Genomic DNA, 22,523 nt, shown 5'->3' with positions numbered 1-22,523 from the left:
TGCAGGACTGGTGTCAGCTCTGCTTGAGCCGGTGCCGATGAGCCGCCTGCTTGGCGCGATTGCCGCACATCGCCATGCTGCACCAGCGTCTGCGGTGACCGCGCGTGTGATCGACGAAGAGCAGGGTGCATGCGTGGCCTTCGCAGGCCTTCACATCGGAGAAATCCTCGGTGCAGACAAAACGTCCTAGCGCTTCGCCGATCGGCAACAGCAGCGATTCCGGCGATCGCCATTTCCGCATCGGCTGAAAACAAAGCCCCTCTTCGCTCGATTGTCTAGTGACGATCCGACCAAAACCTTCGTCGCGTTCCAGCAGGTGATTCAGCGGCTCTAGATCGTTCAAGGCATCCGATGTCAACGGCTTTCCCTTATGGGAGTTTACGAAAGCCCTGAACCATTCGCGCAGGTTTCTTGCCTGATCGGCGACCTTATCGAGCTCGCCAGGCAGGGCCCGTTCGCGCATGGCAGCGAGCGTCTCATGAGGCACCAGGCCCGCCTGTTCCAGCCAGCGCAGCAAGCCTTCCCCATCGTCAATCCAGTCGATCGGCACATCCACGGGCGTTGCGACCGAATTGAGGAAATCCAGTCCCAGCGTATCGCCGACGAAGATGGCGGGCGAGTGGTTGTCCATGGACTACTTCCTTTCCGGCCGTCGACAAGGATGCTGAATGGCCATTCGAAAACATGACAGGTGTATAACCTATTAAAAGCCGCTTGACAAGTTACGCATACCGGTAATAACCCTATCAACGTCATTTGAACGGTTACGAGCTTCGGGCCGTAAGGAGAAAGCTGATGTCGTCGCAAAATGCAGATATTATTCTTGTCCATGGCGCCTGGGCGGATGGGTCGGGTTGGGCAAAAGTGATCGTGCCGCTGGCCGTGGCCGGCTTTTCGGCAACTGCCGCTCCATTGCCGTTGACCTCCTTTGACGAAGATGTCGCCGCGCTTGAACGGGCGCTGGAGCGGGCGAAAGGACCGGTGATCCTGGTCGGCCACGCCTATGCCGGCGCGGTTATCTCAGCCGTTCGCGGCGAAAAAGTAAGGGCGCTGGTCTATGTTGCTGCACTTGTGCCGGATGAGGGCGAGACGGTCGCCGATGTCTTCTATCGCGGCGAGCCTCACCCGCAGGCGCCGAAACTCGCGCCTGACGGCCACGGGTTGATCTACCTTCCGCATGGCGCCTTCGCGACCGCCTTTGCACAGAACGCCAAGGCCGATGAACTGGTGGTACTGGCTGCCTCGCAACGGCCGATCTCGCCGGCATGCATCACCGTCCCCGTCGCCCGCCCGCTCTGGAAGGACCGTCCCACCTGGTTCCTGATCGCCGAGGAGGACCGGATGATCCGGGTCGACAATCAGCGCTTCATGGCAGCGCGCATGAAGGCAAAGCAGTGCTCCGTCCCCGCAGATCATATGCCGATGGTCACGGCGCCGGCCGCTATTGTCGACATTATCCGAGACGCGGCCGTCGCTATCTGAATTCTCTATTTTGTAACTCTATAAGTTCAATCAGAAAGGTTATGAAAGGACCTTATCATGACTGATATCAGCTATCGCACTGTCAATGTCGAAGGCGTCAAGGTCTTCTACCGCGAGGCAGGCTCTCCAAGGGCAGACAAGCTGCTGCTCCTGCACGGCTTTCCGACTTCCAGCCATATGTTCCGCGATCTCATCCCGCTGCTGGCCGATCGTTATCACATCATCGCACCGGATCTTCCGGGCTTCGGGCAATCCGACGCGCCGAAGGGCGGCAACACATTCGACAGCATCGCCGAGACGATCGATCGTTTCACCGAAATCGTTGGTTTCGACCGCTATGCCGTCTATGTCTTCGATTATGGCGCACCGACCGGCTTCCGCCTGGCCGTGAAGCATCCGGAGCGGATCACGGCGATCATCTCGCAAAACGGCAATGCCTACGAGGAGGGCCTGAGTGAGGAGTGGAATCCGATCCAAGCCTACTGGCGCGAAGCCTCGGAGGAAAACCGAAATGCGCTGAAGGCGGCGCTCACGCCGGAGGCAACAGCCTGGCAATACACGCACGGCGTTCCGGATGTCGCTAAAGTCTCACCGGACGGCTATTCGCTCGATAGTCTCTATCTGGCCCGCCCCGGTGCGGAAAAGGTGCAGCTCGATCTCTTCGGCGACTATAAGAGCAACGTCGCGCTCTATCCGACTTTCCAGAATTACTTCCGCACCCATAAGCCGCGTCTCTTGGCGGTTTGGGGCAAGCATGATCCCTTCTTCCTGCCGCCCGGTGCCGAGGCTTACCGCCGCGACATTCCCGAGGCGATCGTCAAGCTTCTCGACACCGGCCATTTCGCCCTCGAAACGCATGCGGGCGAGATCGCAGCCGAAATCCGCGCCTTCCTTGGCTGACATCAAGCCCTACCGCATCGACAAGGATCGGTGCGGTAGGGCGTCAGCTTTCTTCGAAATCAGGAGAAACATCCTGTCCGACGCTGTCGTGATCATCACCGGTGCAAACATTGGGCGCCGCTGCACGATATGACCGTCGAAGAGGCCACCGCCAAGTTCCCGCGGGAAGCGGGAATTGCCCGCTATGGCGAGCCGGAAGAGATCGCAGAGCTGATGGCGTTCCTGGTCTCGCCAGGAGCGCGCTGGATGACCGGCTCGGCCCTGCGCATGGATGGCGGCGAGGTGAAGTCGGTCTGATCGACGCTGGGTGACAAACGTCAGCGAGCCTTGTAGCTGACGGAGATCTTCGCGCTCGCCAGCGCTGTTTGCGCGAGTTGTGCCGTGTCCAGACCGAGGGTGCCGATCGGCAGCGGCTTGTCAAAAGCAAGGTCGAGCGTGAAGAAGCCTGTCGGGTGCGGCAGATCCTGTACGAAACGCAGCAGCGCCTTTTTCGATTCCGCATCGATACGGCTGTCGGGCAGAGCCTGCAGCGCGGTGACCGTCGTATCACGCAACTGGTTGATGCCTTGGGCGGGATCGTCCGAACCTGTCATCTGCTGCAGAAAGGCAGCCAGCGACGGCACGGCCATGCCCTCGAACAATCCTTGATTGTCGAGCCGGAAGCGCAAGTGCGAGAGTCCGGCAGATCCGTCCTGCATCAGAGCCGGCACGCCAGCATTTTTGGGCAGGTTCAGCTCGGCCGAGAGCGAGGCTTTACCGAGGCGCAGATTGGTGAGCTCCAGCTCCTGAATATCCAGGTAGCCATCCTTGGGATCGAAACGGAAGGCGCCGGACATCTCCATCGGCCATTGCTGGACCGTCGTAATGTAATTCGCCATGGCGTTGTCGAGCATCGGCGTGAAGCGCACGCCCTCGACCGAGAACCGCCCCCAGGTCGGCAGATGGTCGGGCTTGCTTGCGATGGACTTGAGGAAGTCGGCCAATCCGTCTCCCTTGAACTCGGCGCGCTCGAAGGTCCATCCCACTCTGCTGCCGGATTTGAACAGGCCATTCGTAACCGCGCAGCCGTCATGCAGGTCGGAAATGGCAAAGCCGTCGGCATGCTGGATCACTGCACTCCCCTCAATGAGATCGGTACATGGCGTCCCGGCCGTGGCGGTGAGGGGCGCGAATGAGACGAGCAATGGGAGCACGAGGGAGAAGCGCATCTTTCAGGACTACCTGTTTGAGTCGATCGGCAAATAGCCGCCACGCCATGTTTGCGGCTATGCCGCTTATGTCAAGGCGTGAGATCTCCGTAAGCCGTGCGCCGCCGATGCGGGTCGGTAAGCCGGCGATGCCCTCTATGTGAGGATGCTGTTAGCATCGGTCGCGCGGATCAGGTCTGCGGCCTTTTCGGCAAGGCAATAGGTGGCCGCGACCGTATTGGCCGAAACGATGCCCGGCATGATCGAGGCGTCGACGACGCGCAGGCCCTCGACGCCATGCACCCGCATGGTAGCGGGATCGACGACCGATCGTTCTCCGCGTCCCATGGCGCAGGTGCCGACGGGATGAAACAGCGTCCCGACCCGCTCGCGGATGAAGGCGTCAAGCGCGCCATCGCTTTCGATATCCGGCCCGGGGTCTATCTCGGCGTCCAGATGCGATTTGAACGGAGCCTGCGCCGTGATCTGGCGTGCCAGCCGGACGCCCTTGCGCAGTACGTCCATCGTGCTGTCGCCTCGGAAGAAATTATAGAGGATCGACGGCTTCTCGTTGGGATCGGCGCTCTTCAAGGCGACGCGACCGATGCTTCCGGGCCGCAGCTGGCAGACATGCATGAGGAAGCCATGGCCGGTGAAGCCCGATGCGGCCTGCGTATTGGCCCGGCCGGTGCAGAAGAAGAGCTGGATATCAGGCCGGTCGCTTTCAGGATCTGTCGAGATAAAGCCCCCGCCCTCGCCTGTTGTCGAGGAAAACAGGCCGCGTTTATTGAAAACCCAGTTAAGGACATGGCCGACATTGCGTGGCAAGGCGCGCCAGGAGACGCCGTAGGGCGCGATGGATTTCGCCCGATATTCGATGGTGACGTCGAGATGATCCTGCAGGTTCTCACCGACCCCGGGCAGGTCGGCGATGACAGGAATGCCATGGCGAGCAAGCTCCTTGGCGCTGCCGATGCCCGATAGCATCAGCAGATGCGGCGACACGAAGGAGCCGGAAGATAAGATGATTTCGCGGCCGTCGAGCATGCCGTTCTCCCCGTTTCTTCGAAAGGCAATACCGGTTGCCTTTCGGCCATCGAACACGACGCGCGTTACTTCGGTTTCGCTCATCACCATGAGGTTCGGCCGATGCCGCACCGGATCGAGATAGGCGCCTTCGGCAGTGACGCGCTCGCCGTTCTTTTGCGTGAAAGTATAGAGGCCGACACCGTTCTGTCGCGCGCCGTTGAAATCGGCGTTGAGGGGATAGCCAGCCTGTTGCGCCGCTTCCAGAAACACTTCCGCCATTGGATTGACGCTGCGCAGCGGCGCGATGTTCAGCGGTCCTTTCGTGCCGTGATAGGTTGGGTCGATCTGTTTCTCGAGCGGCGCGTTGCCGAAGCGAATGTGTCCGGCGGAGCCCGGCTCGGCCAGGATCTCGAAGCGCTCCAGCTTACGGAAATAGGGCAGCAGGTCGTCATAGCCCCAGCCCGGATTGCCGAGGTCGCGCCAATGGTCGAAATCCTCGCGCTGGCCGCGGATGAAGATCTGGCCGTTGACATTCGTCGAGCCACCCATGCCCTTGCCGCGCGGCAGGGCGATCGAGCGACCCTGCAGGCCGGGCTCGGGTTCGGTTTCGAACCAGGACATGAATTTCGGCCCACCGAGAAAGGCGAGCGCCGGCGCCATGAAGGTGACCATGGCGAGCGGAATGCGCACGATCGCCTTGCGCGCATTGCGGTCCATGCCCGCTTCGACTAGGCAGACGCGTGTGGCCGGATCTTCGCTCAGGCGATTGGCCAGCACGCAACCCGCCGCACCGCCACCGACGATGATGTAGTCGAAATCGGGCAAGGCTCAGATATCCTGGGTCTGCGGCAGGATCACCAGATCGCGGATGGTGACATTGGCGGGCCGCGTCAGCATGAAGAGCACGGCATCGGCCACATCTTCCGACTTCAAGCCCTCGCGCGCCGCAACCTTGGCATCGATAGCGGCGGGATCGGTATAGCCCCAGAGTTCGTTCAGCACGACGCCGGGCGCCACAGAGCCGACGCGGATATTGTGCTTCATGGTTTGCCGCCGCAGCCCATGCACGAAAGCCTGGATCGCATGCTTGGATGCCGAATAGATCGGCTCCCAATGGATGGCCTGATGCCCTGCCACCGAGGAGGTGACGACGATCTGGCCGCCGCCCTTGGCAATCATGTCTGGCAGCACGGCGCGGATCAGCCGGAAGACTGAATTGACGTTGATCGAAATAAGTTCATCCCAAGCGTCGGGATTGCCTTCGGCAACATCGCCGGGAATGTAGAGGCCGGCATTGGGCAGGAGAATGTCGATCCAGCCGAAGCGCTCTATCGCTGCATCGACGACCTTCTTGACTGCATCCGGTTCGGTGAGATCCGCCGGCAGCACCAGCGCGTCACCGCCAGCCTTGTCGGCGACCGCTTGCAGCCTTTCGGCGGAACGGCCGACAAGTGCGAGCTTCGCTCCCTCTTCGCCGAGCGCCAATGCAATTGCGCGCCCGATACCGGAGCTTGCGCCGGTAACCAGTGCGACCTTACCTTCAAGCTTTTGTCCCAAGATATCCTCCCCATTGGCGGAGCCTTGGAAACTCTCCGCCACGGGAGCCTAGGTAGGCTACTTCTACCCGTCAATGAAAAATCTTTTCTCACGTAAAATTTTGACCAATGCAGCAGACGTGCAGGCGGCGTCGGCGGACAGGACTCGTCAGGCCGACAGCTTGTATCCGTCTGTTTTCGCCTGTGCGGTCACTCGGCCGCTATAGGGCAGGATGCGACGCAGAACTTCCCGGGCAAACGTCTGGGCGTTCTGCTGCGCCTTGTCGAGATTGCTCACGGTTTCGGGATTGATCGAATAAGGGGCTGGCCATAGCCGAAGACTTCTGACCATCGGATTGACGCGCGTCAAAACCACCGAATGCGGGTCTTGCCCAGGACTTTCCCGGCGGCGCGGGGGTGCGGCTGCAAGCTGGCGCCCTGTTCGTCCTCCCCGTTAACTCCATGTTTTTCTGTTCGCTTTAGTTTCCCGGGGATAGTCTTGGGCGGGATCCGAATAGTATGGCGTATGCAGCGACAAGCCGGCAATTTATCCCATCGACGGATAGTTTCGTCGATCGCTTGGAGAGCGCCCGATTGCAGACCGCGAGACCGCAGAGATCGTCGACAACATCCGTAGTTTCAATGATGATATCGGCACTCTGCTCGATCTCTACCGAACAATGATGTCGCAGAGCGGGCAGGATGGCAAAAGCCCGATCAATTCGCTGCGCGGCGATCTCGCCGCCGCGCGGATCGTTGTCGATCGCATCGACATCGCCGCAGCCGGCACCAATCGGCTTAGCGAAAAGACGTCCGAGATGGTCAAGGAGCTGACGACGAGCATCCTGACCATCCAGCTCGTGCGGCGCGACATTCAATACATGGCGCTCAATACCAATCTGCGCTGCGGCAAGCTCGGCGAGGAAGGGCGGGCGATCAATGTGGTTGCCGGCGAGCTGCGCTCGTTCGCATAGCTGCTCGATGAAGATGCCGAGAAGATCCTAGTCGGGCTCGGCAAGCTCGAGATGCAGGCGACCGGCCTCAAGGACTGGCGACAGGCCGGCGAGGAGGAGAATTCCTCCGGTCTCGGCACGCATATAGACACCGCTCTTGCCCATATCGGCGAAGTCGGCGCGTCGATGGATCTCAACGTGCAGGAACTTCGCCGTTGCGGCGAGGCCAGGACTTCGCAAGTGGCCGATGTGATCAAGGGTTTGGACTTCCGCGCTGGGGTAGTTGAGACCTTGGCGTCCTGTATGAAGGAGGCAGGACGTACGCGGAGTGCGTTTGTCGATACGACCGGGCTGGAGGCTCCAGTAGCGGCGATTTCCGAGCGCATCTTCAAGATCTACACCATGGCTGCCGAACGCGAGATACATGCGGCCATTTTCGGTGCGGTGAACTCCCCCGCCGAAAGCGCGCCGGCTCCGGCCGGTGACGAGGATCTTTTTGCGGATGCTCTCTTTTAGCCTCCTGGCAGCTTGGTGCGGCGAACAAATATCCCATCGCCTTGCAAGTTGGCTTCAGCCTTTCATGACACGGCCCACGAAAGGCTGACGCTGCCTTGACAATTCCAATGCAGATGGTTCGGCGAAACCATATTCGCCGGGCCTTTGCATGAATCGAAAGACATCGATCGCCGTGACGCCAGAGGGCGTCATATCCAGTATTTCTCCTTCTACGATGGTCGTGCCGGCAGCTTCCAGATCGCAGAGATCCCGGTACGCCCTGCTCTGGAGAATATTGACCTTCAGCCTACGGGTGCGCTGGAAGCGCGCTCTTCTTTTCTGGTGCCGCTTTGCCGCCAACCCGCTTCTGACCATCCGGTGGTGGCGCTTTACTGCTGCATTTGCGGCTGCGCGCGAATTGCCGCTGCCCCATGACGAGCTGCTGCAGAAACCGCTGTCGAAATTTCTGGTCCACGGAATGCCCAACGCCCGGCGGCTCTCCCTTCTCGTCGAGCATTTTTCCATTGCGGAAACTATTTTCTCCGGGGACAGCATGACGCGGCTCTGGCGCGGCGAATGGCTGGAAATGGGCCTTGTTCAAGGCAAGAGCGAAGCATATGCATGCTGCATCGCGCTCGCCGATCGCAGCGGCGGCCGGCATGAGGGCGCTTTCGCGATCAAACTCCTACGCGTGAGCGATCAGGCACTTCTCTGCACGGCAAGATTCACCTTCGTCAATCAAGGGATGGAGGGGCGCTATACATTCGTCGTCGGCAGCATGCAGGGGCCGCGCAATGCCAAGCAGCGTATCGTCGAGGTGACCCGCGATCTTGCGGGCCTGCGCCCGAAAGAGGCGATCCTCATCGTGCTGCAGGGCCTTGCGGCGGAAGGCGGGATGCAGCACTTCCTGGCCGTCTCGCAGGCAAGGCACCCGATCCAGTATCGCCGGCATGTCCGGCAGTCGATGTTGCTGTCGAACATCGATGCTTTCTGGCTCGAGCGGTCCGCCGAGCCGGAAGGGGTCTACGGCTTCAGGGTTCCCTATTCGACGATCCTGGGAACAGACAGGCGCAGCCAGAGCAAGTCATGGTTCTATAATATCGGCGAACTCTTCCATTGATCGCCTGCCGGCCTCTTCCGGCGGCGATGGCTTTGGTCAACAAAGCCGGCATTGCCCCTGCTGTCCGGAACCGTGCGCTTCTTCCGGCACGCTGTCCGTCAAATGGATTGCGGTCATGGCGCCGCCCTCGGGCCGATTTGCGAATTCAAGATTTCCGCCGTGGGCAGCCGCGATTGCCTGCACCACGGATAATCCCAGTCCGGTGCCGCCGGTCGCCCGCGAACGCGAGGGGTCGCCGCGCCAGAAAGGGTTGACGGCAACGGCGTCCATATCCTGCGGAAATCCGGGACCGCGATCGAGAACGCGAATGGCGATCCTATCGTCCGCCAGCTGCTCGGTTTCGCATCGCAGCCATCCGCCCTCGGCAGCGTAACGGCACGCATTTTCGAGCAGCGCCAATACGGCTTGCCGAATGCGGGGGGAGTCGGCCGAGATCCAGGCGGGTTTCAGCCCAGTTTCGACCTGCAGCTTGCTGGCTTCCAGCATGGGTTTTGCCGAGGCGATGACAGTCTCGACCAGCAGGGATGCGTCGATGCGCTGACGGTCCATCACGAGTTTCTGACCGATGGCGAGCGACAGGGTGCGCAGATCCTCGACAACCCGCCCCAGGCCTTCGACCTGCAGGAGGAGATCGGAAATGATCTTCTGGTCCATCGGAAACACGCCGTCGAGCATACTCTGCAGGGATCCCTGCAGGATGGTCAACGGCGTGCGCAGCTCATGTGCAACCGCCATGTTGTTGAAGCGCAATCTTTCCTCCATCGTCTCCAGGCTGGTCGCAAGGGCGTTGAAGGTTTCAACGAGGCTCGCGACTTCGCGCGTGCTGCGATAGGAGGCTGCGACGCGGGCGGAGAAGTCGCCGGACTTCAGGCCTTCGGCGGCGGAAGTGAGATCTTCGAGCGGGCGCGTAAGCCGTCGCGCCAGGAAGACACCGATTACGGCGCAGAGCAGAGCCGACAAGAGGCCGAAGACGAGGACGGAGAGCTGCACCTTGAGATCCGTCGGCTCCGTCAGCGAATTAAGATGCTCGACAAGCAGCTTAAGCGAATCGCCGTCGGGAACCTTGTTTTCGCTCAGCATCTTGTAGGCTGTTGCGGCTCGCGGCGGCAGGGCATCGCTGATACCCTGCTCCAGATAGGTCGCATACCAGTTGACCCCCAGATAGGTCAGGCCGACGCTGAGCAGCAGCATGATCGTGGTGACGACGGCTGTGAGCGTTGCAAGCGGCGCGCTGGGAAATCTCGGTTTCTTCATCGAGGGTCCGAAAAGCGATAGCCGATGCCGCGCACGGCAGGAAAGAAGCCGATCTGCCCCATTTCCTCCAGTTTGCGCCTGAGGTTGGAAATGTGCGTATCGACGGTCCGCACAAGGGCATCGCTTTCCGGCAGGCAGGCATCGAGAATATCGGCGCGTGCGAAAGCCTGGGTCGGATGGCGGATCATGTAGGCGAGGATTCGGAATTCGCTAAGCGTCAACGGCACTGCAACGCGGCCTTCCTCCCTGTTGATGAAGACGGTGTAGCTGCTGAAATCGACCTCCAGCGCGCCGAAGCGCTTGATGGCGTCTGCGCGCTCGCCCTGCGTCCGGCGCAAGACCGCTCTGACACGGGCGACGACTTCCTGCGGGTTGAACGGCTTGACGACGTAGTCGTCGGCACCGAGGCGCAACCCGCTCAGGCGGTCGATGTCGTCAGCGACGGCCGTGACCATGATGACCGGCGTCGAGCCGGCCTGGCGCAGCCGGCCGAGCACGCCGAAGCCGTCCAGTTTCGGCAAACGAACATCCAGAAGCACGAGATCGGGCTTCAAAAGCGCATGGTGCTGCAGCGCGGTTTCGCCGTCGCCGGCGCGAACCGTGCGAAAGCCGTCCCGCGTCAGATAGCCCTCGAGTATCTGTGCGATTGCCGGTTCATCCTCCACGATGAGAACGAGACTGTTATCCACCCCTAGCGCCCTGTGTTCTTCTGTTTTTCCGTTCGGCTTTGTCGTCCGAACCTTACTATCGCGGACAAAGCCCGCTTCCGCAATTTCCAAACAGCTTTTCGTTCGTCCGATGGCCGATTCTGAACACGGCCTTCATGCGATCTTCGCCATTTCTTGACAATCGGGCTTCAGCTTGGCGCCGTTCCTCCTCTGGAGACATGGCATGTGGAAATATGCATCGAATTTATGGAGCTCCGGCTCCGGTCAAATGCGGCCGCGTCAGCTGCAAGCAGCTGCGGACAGCGAATTGGCGGTCATAGGCATGCTGATCGTCTGGACCAGCTTCGTCTTCGTGGTCTTTCCGAAACTCGATCTGGCTGTTGCGCGCTTGTTTGCCCACGGGCATGTCTTCTGGCTCGCAGAAAATCCCTGGCTGAAGGCGGTGAGGGATATTGCCCGTCAAAGCCAGCCTTATATTCTCGGCACCATGGCTGTCATCATCGTCCTGCATGTTTTCCTGCCGCGGCGATTGCGGTTCTGCTCCCCTCATAAGCCGCTTTTCGTGCTCCTGAGTTTTGCCGCCGGGCCGCTACTGGTGGTACAGACGCTGAAAGTAGTGATTGGACGCGTGCGCCCTCGTCAGCTGATCGAGTTCGGCGGCACAGCGGATTTTACCCCGGTGTGGCAGTTTTCGGCGGCGTGCAGCCGCAATTGTTCCTTCCCTTCCGGCGAAGCAGCCGCTGCCGCTGCGGCGCTGTCCCTATTGATATTCGTGCCCGCGGGGCGAAGATGGATTGCTGCGGCGATCCTGGTGCCATGCTCGCTGTTCGTGGCATTCAACCGCGTGATCTTCGGCGCTCATTTCCTGTCGGATGTCATGCTCGGATGGCTTTTGACCATGTTTGCCATGGCCATGATCTGGCACCGGATCGAAGCGAATTCGCGGGTGATCGATCGCCATGTCACGCGCCTGATGTTCAGATGATCCCATTGCCATGGAAGCAGGCGACGACATCCTCATTCAGTCCGGTTTCCGATCCTCGCGGAGCGGATTAGCTGCCGGGTGTCGCTGCAATGCGACAGTCCCAAGCAAACCCATGTTACAAACCTTAATACAACGTTTCTTCACCTTTCCTTCGATCAGGGGTTACCTATCTAGCGCTGGCCATGCTGTCGGACGCGATTGAGGCCGGTAGAGCGGATGGTGAAGGGACCTTTGGCGGGTGAGAGTGACGGGATGGGGTTGGTAGATTGGGCGTTGCGTGGAATGCTCGACACGGATGGCCGACGCAGGATGCGCTCCCGCAGAGACCATTACGAGCCATGGGTCGTGCTTGCCGTTGAGAGCTTCGAGCGGGAAATGCTGGCTTTCTACAGGCGTTCGCAGTTTACGGTAATCAAGAAAGCCGCATGAAGGGTAATTCGATACCGGGTATGGTCGCGCTTCTCCCGCAGCCTGCCTGACGAGCATGCGTAGCGCCGATCTTGCCGGATCGGCCGGTTATGCTACGCTAACATGGTCCTGCCTTTGCGGAGAACTTTCAAATGGTTACGCTGCGCGAACCGATCCTGCATCTAGTTCCCATCGAAGAATTGAGACCCACCCAAATCACTGTCGGCATGCGCGAGGTCAAGGCCAAGCGCAAGGCGTGGCGTCTCAAGGCGGAAGCGGCAGGCGATAAGGCCGGCGAGTTCCTCGGAAATCACATGGTGCCAGCCATTCGGGGACCGCGCGGAAAATACTACGTCATCGATCATCACCATCTTTCCCTCGCGCTTTATGAGGAAGGGGTGAAGGATGTTCTCGTCACCACAGTGGCCGATCTTTCGCGGCTTGATCGGGAGTCCTTCTGGTTCGTCATGGATTGCCATGACTGGATGCATCCTTTCGACGAAGAGGGGAAACGCCGGGGCTATGAGGACATCCCGAAGAGCATTAAGGATCTGGTCGACGATCCCTATCGTTCGCTTGCCGGCCAGTTGCGCCATGTCGGCGGCTACGCCAAGGACACGACGCCGTTCAGCGAATTTCTCTGGGCGGATTTCCTGCGCCGCCGCATCAAGCGCAAGGATCTCGATAAGGATTTCAAGGCCGCACTGGAAAGGGCGCACGACCTTGCCAAGGGCAAGGAGGCCGATTACTTGCCCGGTTGGTGCGGTCCGGTCGCTGAATAAATCTGAGTCGATCTCGCAAGCCTGAAGCTTCGCTGACCGACCGCTCAGCTTCGCGAGCCCGGGGTTGACACCCATTCGGCAAGCGCCTATTGCATAGGCAGCCGGCGCTGCTGGCCGTAAGCGTTTGACGTCAAGCAACGCACTCAACGATCCTCGTCGGTCGGAGTGCGTTTTTTTATGCCTTCGCCGATTGAGAAAAAGCCTGGAGATTATCATGGCTTTTCAATCGACACCCGATCCGGCGCGCGGCCGGCTGCTGCTGCTGAGCGCCATTCTCTTCATTTCCTATCTTTGCATCGGCATCTCGTTTCCGATCGTGCCGCTTTATGCGAACGGACAGCTCCGGCTCGGCAATGTCTGGGCCGGACTCGGCGTCGGCATCGCCTTTCTGGCAACCATCCTCACGCGCGGCTATGCCGGCGGGTTCTCGGACCATCGCGGCGCCAAGGTGGCTGTGACGCGGGGACTTGTATTCTATGTCGTCGGCGCTTTGACGGCTTTGGGTGCCGGCGTCCTCACCGACATGCCGTTGCCGTCCTTTCTGCTCCTCCTTCTGGGACGCTTGGCTTTGGGGCTGGGCGAAAGTCTGGTCGCCGTCGGCATCATCGCCTGGGGCATCGGTGTCGTCGGCCCGGCGCGTTCGGGTAGGGTCCTGGCGCTGGTCGGCGCCGCCATCTATGGAGCGCTCGCAGCGGGTGGGCCGATCGGGTTGATGTTGTTCAGCCGGCTCGGTTTTGCCGGGACAATGGCGATTAGCGCTGTCCTGCCATTCCTGGGCCTGGTGGCGATCTGGCAGGTTCCCGGCGTTGCGCCTCATCCCGGTCAACAGCGCCCGCCATTTTGGACTGTCGTCGGCAAGGTCTGGCTATATGGGGCGGTCGTGTGTTTTCAGGGCATAGGCTTTGCCGCGATCGGCGCCTTCTTTACGCTCTATTTCCTCGACCGGGGCTGGAACTATGCCGGACTGGGCCTGACGGCCTTCGGCGTCGGTTTCGTTCTGGTGCGCGTGTTCTTCGGCCATCTGCCTGATCGTATCGGTGGCCTGCCGGTCGCGCTCGGATCCCTGGCCGTCGAAGTGGCAGGCCAATTGCTGATCTGGTGTGCCGCCGATCCCATGCTCGCCCTGACGGGTGCCTTTCTGACCGGTCTCGGATGCTCGCTGATCTATCCTTCCATGGGCCGCGAGGTGGTCCGGCGGGTGGAGCCGCATCTGCGCGGCACGGCGCTTGGCGGCTTCTCGGCCTTCCAGGACCTCGCCTACGGGCTGACCGGGCCATTTGCCGGCCTCCTCGCCGACCGGGCCGGTTATGGCAGCGTCTTTCTAGCAGGCACCGTCGCCGCGATCGCCGGCCTGTTGATCGCGCTCTCGCTCCGCAGGATACGCGCGGTTGCGTTCAGCTGATTGATATGGCGGTCCCGGCGTTCGGCCGGGACTGCCAGAAGCGATTGGCAATATGCCCAGCGCCATCCTTGGCACAGCTACAGGGCAGCGAAAATCGCGCCGCCGACAAGACGTTGCGGCCTGCGCTGAAAGTAAAGCGGGGGCCAATCCGAGCGTGTTGGCGAGCTTAGAGGGCTCGCGGCGCATTCTTCGGCAGGTTTTTGAGAGCCCAGGACGCGATGGCCTTGTCCGCCAGCCTCTCCGTGACCTCGAATTCGCTGATCATCAGGCTAGGCAGAAGCGAAGCGCTGCGTGCTTGTGCGGCAAAATTCCTTTCGTAGTGCGCCGGCTCCAGCACATATGTGGCGAAGGCGGCAACCCTCCGCCCTCCAAAATCCGTCCGTTCGAGGAAGCTCATGACAGGCGGCGTGATGGTATTCCACCACACCGGGCCGCCGACGAGGATCAGATCGTATTTCGAAAGATTGGGAAGGCCATCGAGCAAGGGAGGAAGCTCTCCCGTTTCCAGCTCGTATTTGGACTGCTCGGCAGCACGCTGTATGTCGAGAGGATAGGGGTTGCGCATCTGGATTTCGAAGAGTTCGGCCCCTAGGAGCACGCGAAGCTTTTCGGCGACCGCTCCGGTATGGCCGGTATAGGAATAATAGACGACCAGAGTCCGTCGCTCGTCTGCGGCGAAGCTCCATCTGGGTGCGGCGGCCGCGGCCACCATCGATGTCAACACGGTGCGGCGGGAAAGGTGCATGGGTTTGCCTTCCGATTTCTATGAGGCTTTTGGGTGCGGAAGATGACCGGACAATTTCGATGGCGGACAATCATTGCTGCCGCGCCGATGAAGCGCCGATTGATGCCCCGGCCCTCCGGGCCGGCAGCATAGGTCCGCCGGAAGTCTGCATTGCCTCGTCGAGGCGCTGCTCGAGAACCAGGGGATCGGTTTCGCCCTCGTCGGCGAATTTCATGAGCTCGCGGGCGGCGATGATCGCCGTTCGGTCGGCAAACTCCAGGTCGTGCCGGGCGCAGAAGATTTCGAGAACGCGGCGAAGCGTTGCGATCTGTGATAATTCCATGGCCAATTCCATATCCTCCTGTCAGCGTCGATAGTCTCGACCGGGCAAGTGATTTTCGAGCAGAAGGTTAGGACGGTCCTGTCGCAGCTTTGTGCCGGAGATGTAAAAGCCTGTCGCCGGCAATGGCAGCGCCGGCCATCGGCTCTGGAGCGGGCCGGCGCGGCAATGATTGTTGGGCGGCTACCGCAAGCGGCCTATTTTGCAGAGCGCGCGGCAGGATTTGATCATAGTTGAAACCGGTCGATGCCGCCGTCGCATTTCGCCGATACAGGGCACATCGGCGGTGCGAGAGCTGCGACAGCTTGTTACAAATTTGCCGGCATGGGGCACATCCATGTGACAACAAGCTTATAGTTTGTCAGCTGCAGGGGGGTCTCTTCGCGCAAAATATCGATTGGATTTCGAGGACAGTTTCGATGAAATTCGTATCCTCGCGATACGGCCTGCACCGGCTGTCGTCAGATTTTCAAGTGGGGCACCGCTTGTGGCGCAACCCTCCGGTCTATGTGAAACTTTGATACACTTTTTTCGATGCGGCTCGGAGCGGCCTTCTGTAGAATGGCTTGAGATCGTGGAAACTGTCATGCAAAAAGCTGCGCACATCGCCGTCGTCGATGATCATTCGGACATAAGGGACCTTGTCGGCCAATATCTCGAGCAGCAGGGCTACAAGGTCAGCGTCGCCGATAGCGGGCTGGCCCTGAGACGGATTCTCGAGCGCGGTGCCGTGGATCTGATCGTTCTCGACGTCATGATGCCGGGTGAAGATGGTCTTTCCGTCTGCCGTCATCTCAGGGCGACAACGGATACACCCATCATTTTCTTGACCGCCATGAGCGAGGATACGGACCGCATCATCGGCCTTGAACTGGGGGCTGACGATTATCTGGTGAAGCCGTTCAATCCGCGCGAATTGCTGGCACGCATCCGGGCTGTCCTGCGTCGGGTCAATGGCGTGCCGCAGCAGCAGCGAGAAACGCTGAAAATGGCTAGGGTGGTTCGTGTCGGTCAATGGCGCGTCAATATGGGGCGGCAGGAGCTTTCGGGCGATGATGGCGTCGGCATCCCGCTCAGCACCGCCGAATTCCGGCTTCTGAAGGTCTTCCTCGAACGTCCGGGCATGGTGCTCAGCCGCGAGCAGCTTCTGGACCTGACGGTTGGCAGGGTGGCCGACATCTTCGACAGAAGCATCGACAATCAGGTGAGCCGCCTGCGAAAGAAGATCGAGCCGGACCCAAAGAACCCTTCGGTCATCAAGACGCATTGGGGCGGCGGCTACAGTCTCTCGGCGGATGTGGGGTTCGAATGATCTACTGGTGGAGGAGGAGCCTTGCCGCGCAGTTCATCGGCTTTACCCTGCTTGCCCTTGTCGTCTCGCAGTGCCTGACATTTTCAATTTCCTGGGACGAGCGCACCAAGGCGCTGCATGCCGCCATGAAGAGCGAATTCTTCAGCCGGTGTGCCTCCGTCACGCGCTTGATGGAATCCATGCCCAAGCCGTTGCGTGAACAGGCTCTGTTGGCAAGCGAGACCAGCTATTCCCGTTTCTGGCTTTCGCAGACGGAACCGACGGATGAAAGCGCATGGCGCTCGCGTGCGGCAAACGAACTTGCGCGGCCGATCGAGAATTTTATCGATCTCGGCGCGAAGTACGGCATGCGCTCGAACTCCGATGTCGATCATCTGATGTCGAAGGGGACAATGACGGCAAATGCTGCCGAGGGCTGGGCTACACCGCCGCCAGTTCTCTGGAGCCTGCCGCAGCCGGCAAAATTCGTTTATTTCGGGGATCGCAACGGATACGGCCTTGTCGTCAAGCTCAATGACGGCATGTGGCTGAACACCGCGTTCTATAAGAATGTCGGCGACCGCTGGTGGGATGTGAAATCGCTCACCTCTCTTGCGACCACCGCGCTCATCCTGTCACTTATCGGAGTGTTCATCGCCAGCCGCATCGCGCGCCCGCTGAGACGGCTTGCCGTTTCGGCGGAAGCCTTGGGGCGCGGCGAAAATCTTCCGCCGCTGCCCGAAGAAGGACCTGACGACATCAGGCGCACGGCCGAGGCGTTCAACAGGATGCAGGAACGCCTGCATCGCTTCGTCGACGATCGCACCCGGATGCTGGCCGCAATCGGCCATGATCTCAGGACGCCGCTGACTTCGCTTCGGTTGCGGGCGGAATTCGTCAAGGACGCCGATATCCAGCAGAAGATGCTATCGACCATCGACGAACTTCAGAGCATGACGGAAGCCGCCATTTCTTTCGCACGCGGCGAATCCACGGCCGAGGAAACGCGGGCCATCGAACTGGAGGCGCTGGTCGGCAGCATTTGTGACGATCTTGCCGATCTCGGCCTGCCGGTGGAATATATCGAAGGGCCGAAGACGACCTATCGCTGCCGGCCCGATGGCTTGCGCCGCGCCGTCCGCAATCTCGCGGAAAATGCGGCGCGCTACGGCGGCTATGCCAGGGTCCATATTCACCATTCCGTCAGCACCATCGATATCGTCGTCGAAGACAATGGCCCGGGCATACCTGAGGATATGAAGGAAAAGGTATTCGCGCCCTTCTTCCGTCTGGAAGCTTCGAGAAACAGGGGCACGGGCGGCGTCGGACTCGGCCTGTCTATTGCAAGGGCAGTGGCCCGGCAGCACGGTGGCGATATTTTGCTTCAGCCCAACAATCCCGGTCTGAAGGCAATCATTTCCTTGCCCCAGGAAGGGCAGGTCAAGACGCCCTCGTCGCGGGTGAGCAGGAGAAGAAGGCGGGCGCAAGCTCTCAAGCTTGCCGGGCAGGAACAGTAGATGCTTGATCCCGGCTCGTGGCAGGGCAATCGCATGGACTGAAGTCGTTACGGCGTCCCTTCTGCCCGCTGGGGAGAACGAATTTCCAGTGCTCATCCGCCCCATATGCGATAGCTCTGAGGCTTATGGGAAGACAATGCCGTAAGTCACGCGTAGCGGCACGGCAACGGTCAACGGGCAACCAGGACTACCGCATCTGCAATATGATCGGGCTGCTGCTTGCCGGATCCGTGTGCTCGCGCAGGGCCTGCACATCGTTTGCTGTAACCGCTCCGCCATGATTTCCCCAGGAAGAGCGCACGAATGTCAGGACATCGGCAATCTGCTGGTCCGAAAGCTGCTGGCGGAACGGCGGCATGCGATAGGCATCCGGGATTCCATTTGCGACGACGCGGCTGGAGCCGTTCAGCGTTACATTGATCTGCGACGCGTTTTCCTTCGCAAGCGAAGCGGCAGAGCCGGCGAGCGGCGGAATCCATTGCTGCTTTCCGCGCCCGTCGACGCCGTGACAGAAGCTGCATTTTGCAACGAAAGTCTGGGCGCCCGGTATCTGCTCACGGTTGGAAATCGATACGTTCTGGGCCGTGGCGCCGTCATATTGCCAGGGGGTGCCGTCGCGGGCGGGATCGCCGGGCAGGGATTTCAGGTAATGGCTTATCGCCTTCAGGTCGTCATCACTCATGAACTGTGTCGAATTGTTGAAGGCATCCGCCATAGAACCGAAGACGACGGCATGACCGTTCCTGCCGGTCTTTAGGAAGGCATAGATATCGTCCTCGCTCCAGCGGCCAAGGCCGGTGTTGGGATCGCCACGCAGGCTTGGTGCATACCAGCCGTCGAGAAGAGCGCCGGAAAGATAGAACGGACTGCTCTCATCCAGCGCCTTTTCCGCCATGGTGATTGCGCGCGGTGTATGGCAACTGCCGCAATGACCAGGCCCCTGCACAAGATAGGCGCCCCGGTTCCACTGGTCATCGCCGGCCGTTTTCGGCTGATAGGTGCCGCCTTCGGTGAAAACGGCGTTCCAGAGCGCCAGAGGCCAGCGCATGTTCATCGGCCATTTGATGCCGGAGGGTCTGTCCGCCTGCTTCACAGGCTCGACCCTATTCATGAAATAGGCATAGAGCGCACGAATGTCGTCGTCGCTCATCTTCACATAGGAGGGATAGGGCATGGCCGGATAGAGGCGATGCCCGTCGCGGGCAACACCCTGGCGCACGGCGCGGTCGAAATCGGCGAGCGCATAGTTGCCGATCCCGGTTTCCTTGTCCGGGGTGATGTTGGTCGTGAAAATGGAGCCGAGCGGCGTCCCCATCTCCAGCCCGCCGGCAAAGGGGGCGCTCTTCGGCGTGCTATGGCAGGCGACGCAGTCGCCGAGGCGCGCGACATATTCGCCGTGCTGCAGCAGATCCTCCGAGGGCGCCTGTGTCGCGGCGACATTATCGAAGGGAGAAGCCGGCGTGCGCGTGACGAACCACGCAATACCGCCGGCCATAAGCACGATAATCAGGAGAAGAACCAGAAGAAGTTTCTTCAAGAGTGTGCCCTCATGTCTTTGCTTCGGGATTTCGTATTCTGTCAGGCGGAAGCCAACCAAGCCGGCTCTCGGACCAGAAATGAGCCGAGAGCCGGATATGTGCCTGGCGCAGCGAGTGCTGCGCCTCAGCTTTCAAAGGTGTAGTTGGAGAGAGGCATGCTGCGTATCCGCTTGCCTGTCAGCGTGGACACCGCATTGGCGACCGCCGGCGGGATGGCTGGCAGGCCCGGCTCGCCGATGCCGCCCATTTCCGCCCCGCTTTCGACGATGCGGACGTGAACGCGCGCCATGCGATCCGGCGGCAGGATCGGATAGAGGTCGTAGTTGCGCGCCACCGGCTCGCCGTTCTTGTAGACGGCCTCCTCCATCAGCACTTGCGACATGCCGAGTGCGGCCGCCGAATTGACCTGAGCTTCGATGATTGCCGGATTGACGATGCTGCCGGGGTCGATCGCTTCCCAGACGTCATGGACGACGACCTGGCCGTTGCGGATGGAGACCTCGGCGATCGCCGCCGTATGGCTGCCGAAGGGAGAGGCCATGGCAACACCACGTGCCCGTTTGGAGCCATCCTCCGCCGTGAAGGGACCCCGCTTCCAGCCGCCTGAGAGATCGCCGGCCGCTTTCAGGAGATTGCTCAGCCGCTCGTTCTTTTCCAGCAGCTTGAGGCGCAGCTCATAGGGGTCCTGCCCACCTTTATCGGCCAGCTCGTCCAGGAACGTCTCGTAGAAGAAGTCGTTCATGGAATTGCCGACGGAGCGCCAATAGGCGAGCGTCGTCGGGTTTTTGACGTAGATCTGCGCGATGCGGTAGTTCGGGATTGCATAGGATTTGCCGGCCAGGCCCTCCAGAGCCGTCGGATCCAGCGAATCCTCCTTGTGACCGTAGACGCCTTCCGTCGGACCCTCGCAAGCGCTGATGGCTTCGAGCGCCACTGGCATGCCGTTGGCATCGAGCGCGCCGCGGAAGCGCACTGCGGCCATCGGGCGCATCGGATCGCGCAGGAACTCCTCCTCGCGGCTCCAGATGAGCTTGACCGGCTGCCCGACCTCTTTTGCAAGCTGGATGGCTTGCGGATAGGGATTGGCTGACGGATACAGGAAATGCCGTCCGAAGAAGCCGCCCAGAATGGGGCTGTGGATTATCACCTTCGATGGATCGAGCCCCGTCAGCTTGGCTATGTCGGCCTGGAATTGCTCGGGTGCCTGGTTGGGCATCCAGAGTTCGAGACTGCCGTCCGGATTGAAGCGGGCCAGGGTCGATGGCGGCTCCAGCTGCGCATGATGCAGATACTGGCTGCTGTAGGTGGCGGAAACGACGGTCTTGGCGCCGTCGAACGCTTTGGCGATATCGCCGACATTCTCCGCTTCCTTGCCATTGCCCGGTTCGTTGGCGAGCTTGTTGTTGAAAGCTGTGGTCGAAAAATCGGCGGGCATATAGCGGAGCGCAGGATTGGCATCCGAGCCGGGCTCGCGCCAATCGACCTGGGCGGCCTCGGCTGCACGCTTGGCATTCCACCAGCGTTCGGCGACGACTGCGACGGCGCCGGGCAGGCTATGGACGGAATGAACGCCCGGCATTGCCTTGAGCTGGTCTTCGTTGCGGATCTTGCCGATGGTCAGGCCAAGGCGTGGCGCGTGCTGGACGGCGGCATGCAGCATGCCGTCGACCTTGCAATCTATCGCGTAGATTGCCTTGCCCGTTGACTTGTCATGCATATCGAGCCGTTCGACCGGTTTGCCGATCCAGCGGAATTTGCTTGGGTCCCGAAGCGCGACGCTATCAGGGGCAGGAACCGGCAGATCCAGTGCTTCGCTCGCAACGTCGCCATAAGCGAGGCTGCGCCCTGACGCGGCATGGATGACCCGGCCGGGTTCCGTCGTCAGTTCAGTGATCGGCGCATCCAGGCGCTTTGCGGCGGCTTGCAGGATCATGTTGCGGGCGAGCGCGCCGAGCCGGCGCATGGTCTCATAGCTGGTGCGCACCGACATGCTGCCGCCGGTAATGCGCATCTTACCGTGCACGACCAGATAGTCGCTGCCCGTCGGCGCATTTTCGACGATGAAGGTCTTCGGATCGGCATCGAGTTCTTCGCCAACGATCTGGGCCATCGCAGTGAAGACGCCTTGCCCGCCTTCGACGAAGGGGCTCATGAAACGGATGCTGCTGTCCGGGCGGATTTCGAGAAAGGCCGGGACGCGGGTGCCTGGAGGCATTGGGCTTGCCGCCTGCTGGGCTCGCGCGCGGCCAACCGGGACGCCGAAGCCGAGGACGAAAGCGCCTGCTGCTGCACCCGCAGATGTCAGGAGAAAGTGCCGGCGTGAGATGTTGATAGGAGATCCTGTGGGAAACTCATCTTCAGGAACGAGATTGCGGCTGGTCTCGGTCACAGCGTTTCTCCTTCTTTCGACGAGAGATCTTTGACTGCCGCCTTGATCGCGTTGTAGGTGCCGCATCGACAGAGATTGATCATCGCCGCGGCGATCTCGTCATCGGAGGGATTGGGCGTTTGTTTAAGGAGCGCAGTCGCCGCCACGACCTGCCCCGATTGGCAGTAGCCGCATTGCGGAACCTGATGCTTGACCCAGGCGGCGACAACACGCTTTCCAACCGGGTCGGCTTCGATCGCCTCGATCGTCGTGATCTGGCGGCCGGCGACGCTCTCGAGCGGCGTCACGCACGAGCGCACCACTTCGCCATCGACAAGAACGGAACAGGCGCCGCATTGTGCCAGCCCGCAACCATATTTCGTGCCGGTCATGCCCAGCTCATCGCGAATGATCCAGAGGAGCGGCGTATCTCCTTCCGAATCGACTTGGTAGGATTGGCTATTGATTTGAAGATTCATGAGGCGCCTCCTGAGGCTTTCGATCGCGAACCTTCAATGCCAGTCGATGATCTGGATGCTCAACGA

Annotated in this window: 23 protein-coding genes and 1 pseudogene; 12 read left to right on the top strand and 12 right to left on the bottom strand. The window is 60.6% G+C overall.

Annotation, left to right across the window (positions count from 1 at the left end):
• Window positions 1-13: 13 nt before the first annotated feature.
• A complete protein-coding gene (locus PH562_RS17330; protein WP_285174329.1) occupies window positions 14-631 on the bottom strand; it encodes a CGNR zinc finger domain-containing protein in 618 nt (205 codons plus the stop codon).
• Between the two features lie 164 nt (window positions 632-795).
• On the opposite strand from PH562_RS17330, the gene PH562_RS17325 reads away from it, so the two are divergent.
• The 3 genes and pseudogenes from PH562_RS17325 to PH562_RS17315 form a co-directional block, all read left to right on the top strand.
• Window positions 796-1,482: an alpha/beta fold hydrolase gene (locus tag PH562_RS17325; protein ID WP_285174328.1), complete on the top strand. Its 687-nt coding sequence runs from the start codon at window positions 796-798 to the stop codon at window positions 1,480-1,482.
• Between the two features lie 57 nt (window positions 1,483-1,539).
• Window positions 1,540-2,382 (top strand): alpha/beta fold hydrolase, encoded by an 843-nt coding sequence (locus tag PH562_RS17320; RefSeq protein ID WP_285174327.1) that lies wholly within the window; start codon window positions 1,540-1,542, stop codon window positions 2,380-2,382.
• 108 nt (window positions 2,383-2,490) lie between these two features.
• Window positions 2,491-2,679 (top strand): annotated as a pseudogene (locus PH562_RS17315) (SDR family oxidoreductase); the annotation flags it as partial.
• Window positions 2,680-2,699: 20 nt separating this feature from the next.
• Here the strand turns inward: PH562_RS17315 and PH562_RS17310 are convergent.
• The 4 genes from PH562_RS17310 to PH562_RS17295 form a co-directional block, all read right to left on the bottom strand.
• Window positions 2,700-3,494, bottom strand: coding sequence for a hypothetical protein (locus PH562_RS17310; protein WP_285174325.1), 795 nt, complete (start codon window positions 3,492-3,494; stop codon window positions 2,700-2,702).
• Between the two features lie 231 nt (window positions 3,495-3,725).
• The gene (locus tag PH562_RS17305; RefSeq protein WP_285174324.1) at window positions 3,726-5,423 is read right to left on the bottom strand and encodes a GMC family oxidoreductase; all 1,698 of its coding nucleotides are present in this window, start codon (window positions 5,421-5,423) and stop codon (window positions 3,726-3,728) included.
• 3 nt (window positions 5,424-5,426) lie between these two features.
• Window positions 5,427-6,155, bottom strand: a complete 729-nt coding sequence (locus PH562_RS17300) for an SDR family oxidoreductase (RefSeq protein ID WP_285174323.1) — start codon at window positions 6,153-6,155, stop codon at window positions 5,427-5,429.
• Window positions 6,156-6,302: 147 nt separating this feature from the next.
• On the bottom strand, window positions 6,303-6,509 hold the full coding sequence (locus tag PH562_RS17295; RefSeq protein ID WP_113228437.1) for a hypothetical protein: 207 nt from the start codon (window positions 6,507-6,509) through the stop codon (window positions 6,303-6,305).
• 304 nt (window positions 6,510-6,813) lie between these two features.
• On the opposite strand from PH562_RS17295, the gene PH562_RS17290 reads away from it, so the two are divergent.
• The 3 genes from PH562_RS17290 to PH562_RS17280 all read left to right on the top strand — a co-directional run bounded on the left by PH562_RS17290 (window position 6,814) and on the right by PH562_RS17280 (window position 8,701).
• The gene (locus tag PH562_RS17290) at window positions 6,814-7,107 is read left to right on the top strand and encodes a hypothetical protein (protein ID WP_285174322.1); all 294 of its coding nucleotides are present in this window, start codon (window positions 6,814-6,816) and stop codon (window positions 7,105-7,107) included.
• Between the two features lie 51 nt (window positions 7,108-7,158).
• A complete protein-coding gene (locus PH562_RS17285) occupies window positions 7,159-7,602 on the top strand; it encodes a hypothetical protein (protein WP_285174321.1) in 444 nt (147 codons plus the stop codon).
• A 148-nt stretch (window positions 7,603-7,750) separates the two neighbouring features.
• Window positions 7,751-8,701: a DUF535 family protein gene (locus PH562_RS17280; protein ID WP_285174320.1), complete on the top strand. Its 951-nt coding sequence runs from the start codon at window positions 7,751-7,753 to the stop codon at window positions 8,699-8,701.
• A gap of 36 nt (window positions 8,702-8,737) precedes the next feature.
• On the opposite strand, the gene PH562_RS17275 is transcribed toward PH562_RS17280, so the two are convergent.
• Window positions 8,738-9,955: an ATP-binding protein gene (locus PH562_RS17275; RefSeq protein WP_285174319.1), complete on the bottom strand. Its 1,218-nt coding sequence runs from the start codon at window positions 9,953-9,955 to the stop codon at window positions 8,738-8,740.
• Window positions 9,952-10,644, bottom strand: a complete 693-nt coding sequence (locus tag PH562_RS17270; RefSeq protein ID WP_113228434.1) for a response regulator — start codon at window positions 10,642-10,644, stop codon at window positions 9,952-9,954. The genes PH562_RS17275 and PH562_RS17270 overlap by 4 nt, the downstream gene beginning before the upstream one ends.
• Window positions 10,645-10,846: 202 nt before the next feature.
• On the opposite strand from PH562_RS17270, the gene PH562_RS17265 reads away from it, so the two are divergent.
• The 4 genes from PH562_RS17265 to PH562_RS17250 all read left to right on the top strand — a co-directional run bounded on the left by PH562_RS17265 (window position 10,847) and on the right by PH562_RS17250 (window position 14,200).
• The gene (locus PH562_RS17265) at window positions 10,847-11,608 is read left to right on the top strand and encodes a phosphatase PAP2 family protein (protein WP_285174318.1); all 762 of its coding nucleotides are present in this window, start codon (window positions 10,847-10,849) and stop codon (window positions 11,606-11,608) included.
• Window positions 11,609-11,860: 252 nt separating this feature from the next.
• Window positions 11,861-12,037 carry a hypothetical protein gene (locus PH562_RS17260; RefSeq protein ID WP_285174317.1) on the top strand — a complete coding sequence of 59 codons (177 nt, stop codon included), beginning with the start codon at window positions 11,861-11,863 and terminating at the stop codon, window positions 12,035-12,037.
• Window positions 12,038-12,168: 131 nt separating this feature from the next.
• The gene (locus PH562_RS17255; protein ID WP_285174316.1) at window positions 12,169-12,798 is read left to right on the top strand and encodes a ParB-like protein; all 630 of its coding nucleotides are present in this window, start codon (window positions 12,169-12,171) and stop codon (window positions 12,796-12,798) included.
• Window positions 12,799-13,012: 214 nt separating this feature from the next.
• On the top strand, window positions 13,013-14,200 hold the full coding sequence (locus PH562_RS17250) for an arabinose transporter (RefSeq protein WP_285174315.1): 1,188 nt from the start codon (window positions 13,013-13,015) through the stop codon (window positions 14,198-14,200).
• A 166-nt stretch (window positions 14,201-14,366) separates the two neighbouring features.
• On the opposite strand, the gene PH562_RS17245 is transcribed toward PH562_RS17250, so the two are convergent.
• Both PH562_RS17245 and PH562_RS17240 read right to left on the bottom strand, forming a co-directional pair.
• Window positions 14,367-14,945 (bottom strand): flavodoxin, encoded by a 579-nt coding sequence (locus PH562_RS17245; RefSeq protein ID WP_285174314.1) that lies wholly within the window; start codon window positions 14,943-14,945, stop codon window positions 14,367-14,369.
• Window positions 14,946-15,015: 70 nt separating this feature from the next.
• Window positions 15,016-15,267 (bottom strand): hypothetical protein, encoded by a 252-nt coding sequence (locus PH562_RS17240; RefSeq protein ID WP_285174313.1) that lies wholly within the window; start codon window positions 15,265-15,267, stop codon window positions 15,016-15,018.
• Between the two features lie 583 nt (window positions 15,268-15,850).
• On the opposite strand from PH562_RS17240, the gene PH562_RS17235 reads away from it, so the two are divergent.
• The gene (locus PH562_RS17235) at window positions 15,851-16,576 is read left to right on the top strand and encodes a response regulator (RefSeq protein ID WP_285174312.1); all 726 of its coding nucleotides are present in this window, start codon (window positions 15,851-15,853) and stop codon (window positions 16,574-16,576) included.
• Window positions 16,573-18,072, top strand: a complete 1,500-nt coding sequence (locus PH562_RS17230; RefSeq protein WP_285174311.1) for a sensor histidine kinase — start codon at window positions 16,573-16,575, stop codon at window positions 18,070-18,072. The genes PH562_RS17235 and PH562_RS17230 overlap by 4 nt, the downstream gene beginning before the upstream one ends.
• Window positions 18,073-18,259: 187 nt before the next feature.
• Here the strand turns inward: PH562_RS17230 and PH562_RS17225 are convergent, their stop codons facing one another.
• The 3 genes from PH562_RS17225 to PH562_RS17215 form a co-directional block, all read right to left on the bottom strand.
• Entirely contained in the window at window positions 18,260-19,609 is a 1,350-nt protein-coding gene (locus tag PH562_RS17225) for a c-type cytochrome (protein WP_285174310.1), read from the bottom strand.
• 125 nt (window positions 19,610-19,734) lie between these two features.
• Window positions 19,735-21,999, bottom strand: a complete 2,265-nt coding sequence (locus tag PH562_RS17220; protein ID WP_285174309.1) for a xanthine dehydrogenase family protein molybdopterin-binding subunit — start codon at window positions 21,997-21,999, stop codon at window positions 19,735-19,737.
• A complete protein-coding gene (locus tag PH562_RS17215; protein ID WP_285174308.1) occupies window positions 21,996-22,457 on the bottom strand; it encodes a (2Fe-2S)-binding protein in 462 nt (153 codons plus the stop codon). Before PH562_RS17215 ends, PH562_RS17220 begins: the two co-directional genes overlap by 4 nt.
• Window positions 22,458-22,523 lie beyond the last annotated feature (66 nt).

Origin of the sequence: Rhizobium centroccidentale, assembly GCF_030182565.1 — a bacterium.
GTDB lineage: Bacteria > Pseudomonadota > Alphaproteobacteria > Rhizobiales > Rhizobiaceae > Rhizobium.
This window is presented reverse-complemented; position numbering and strand designations above follow the sequence as displayed.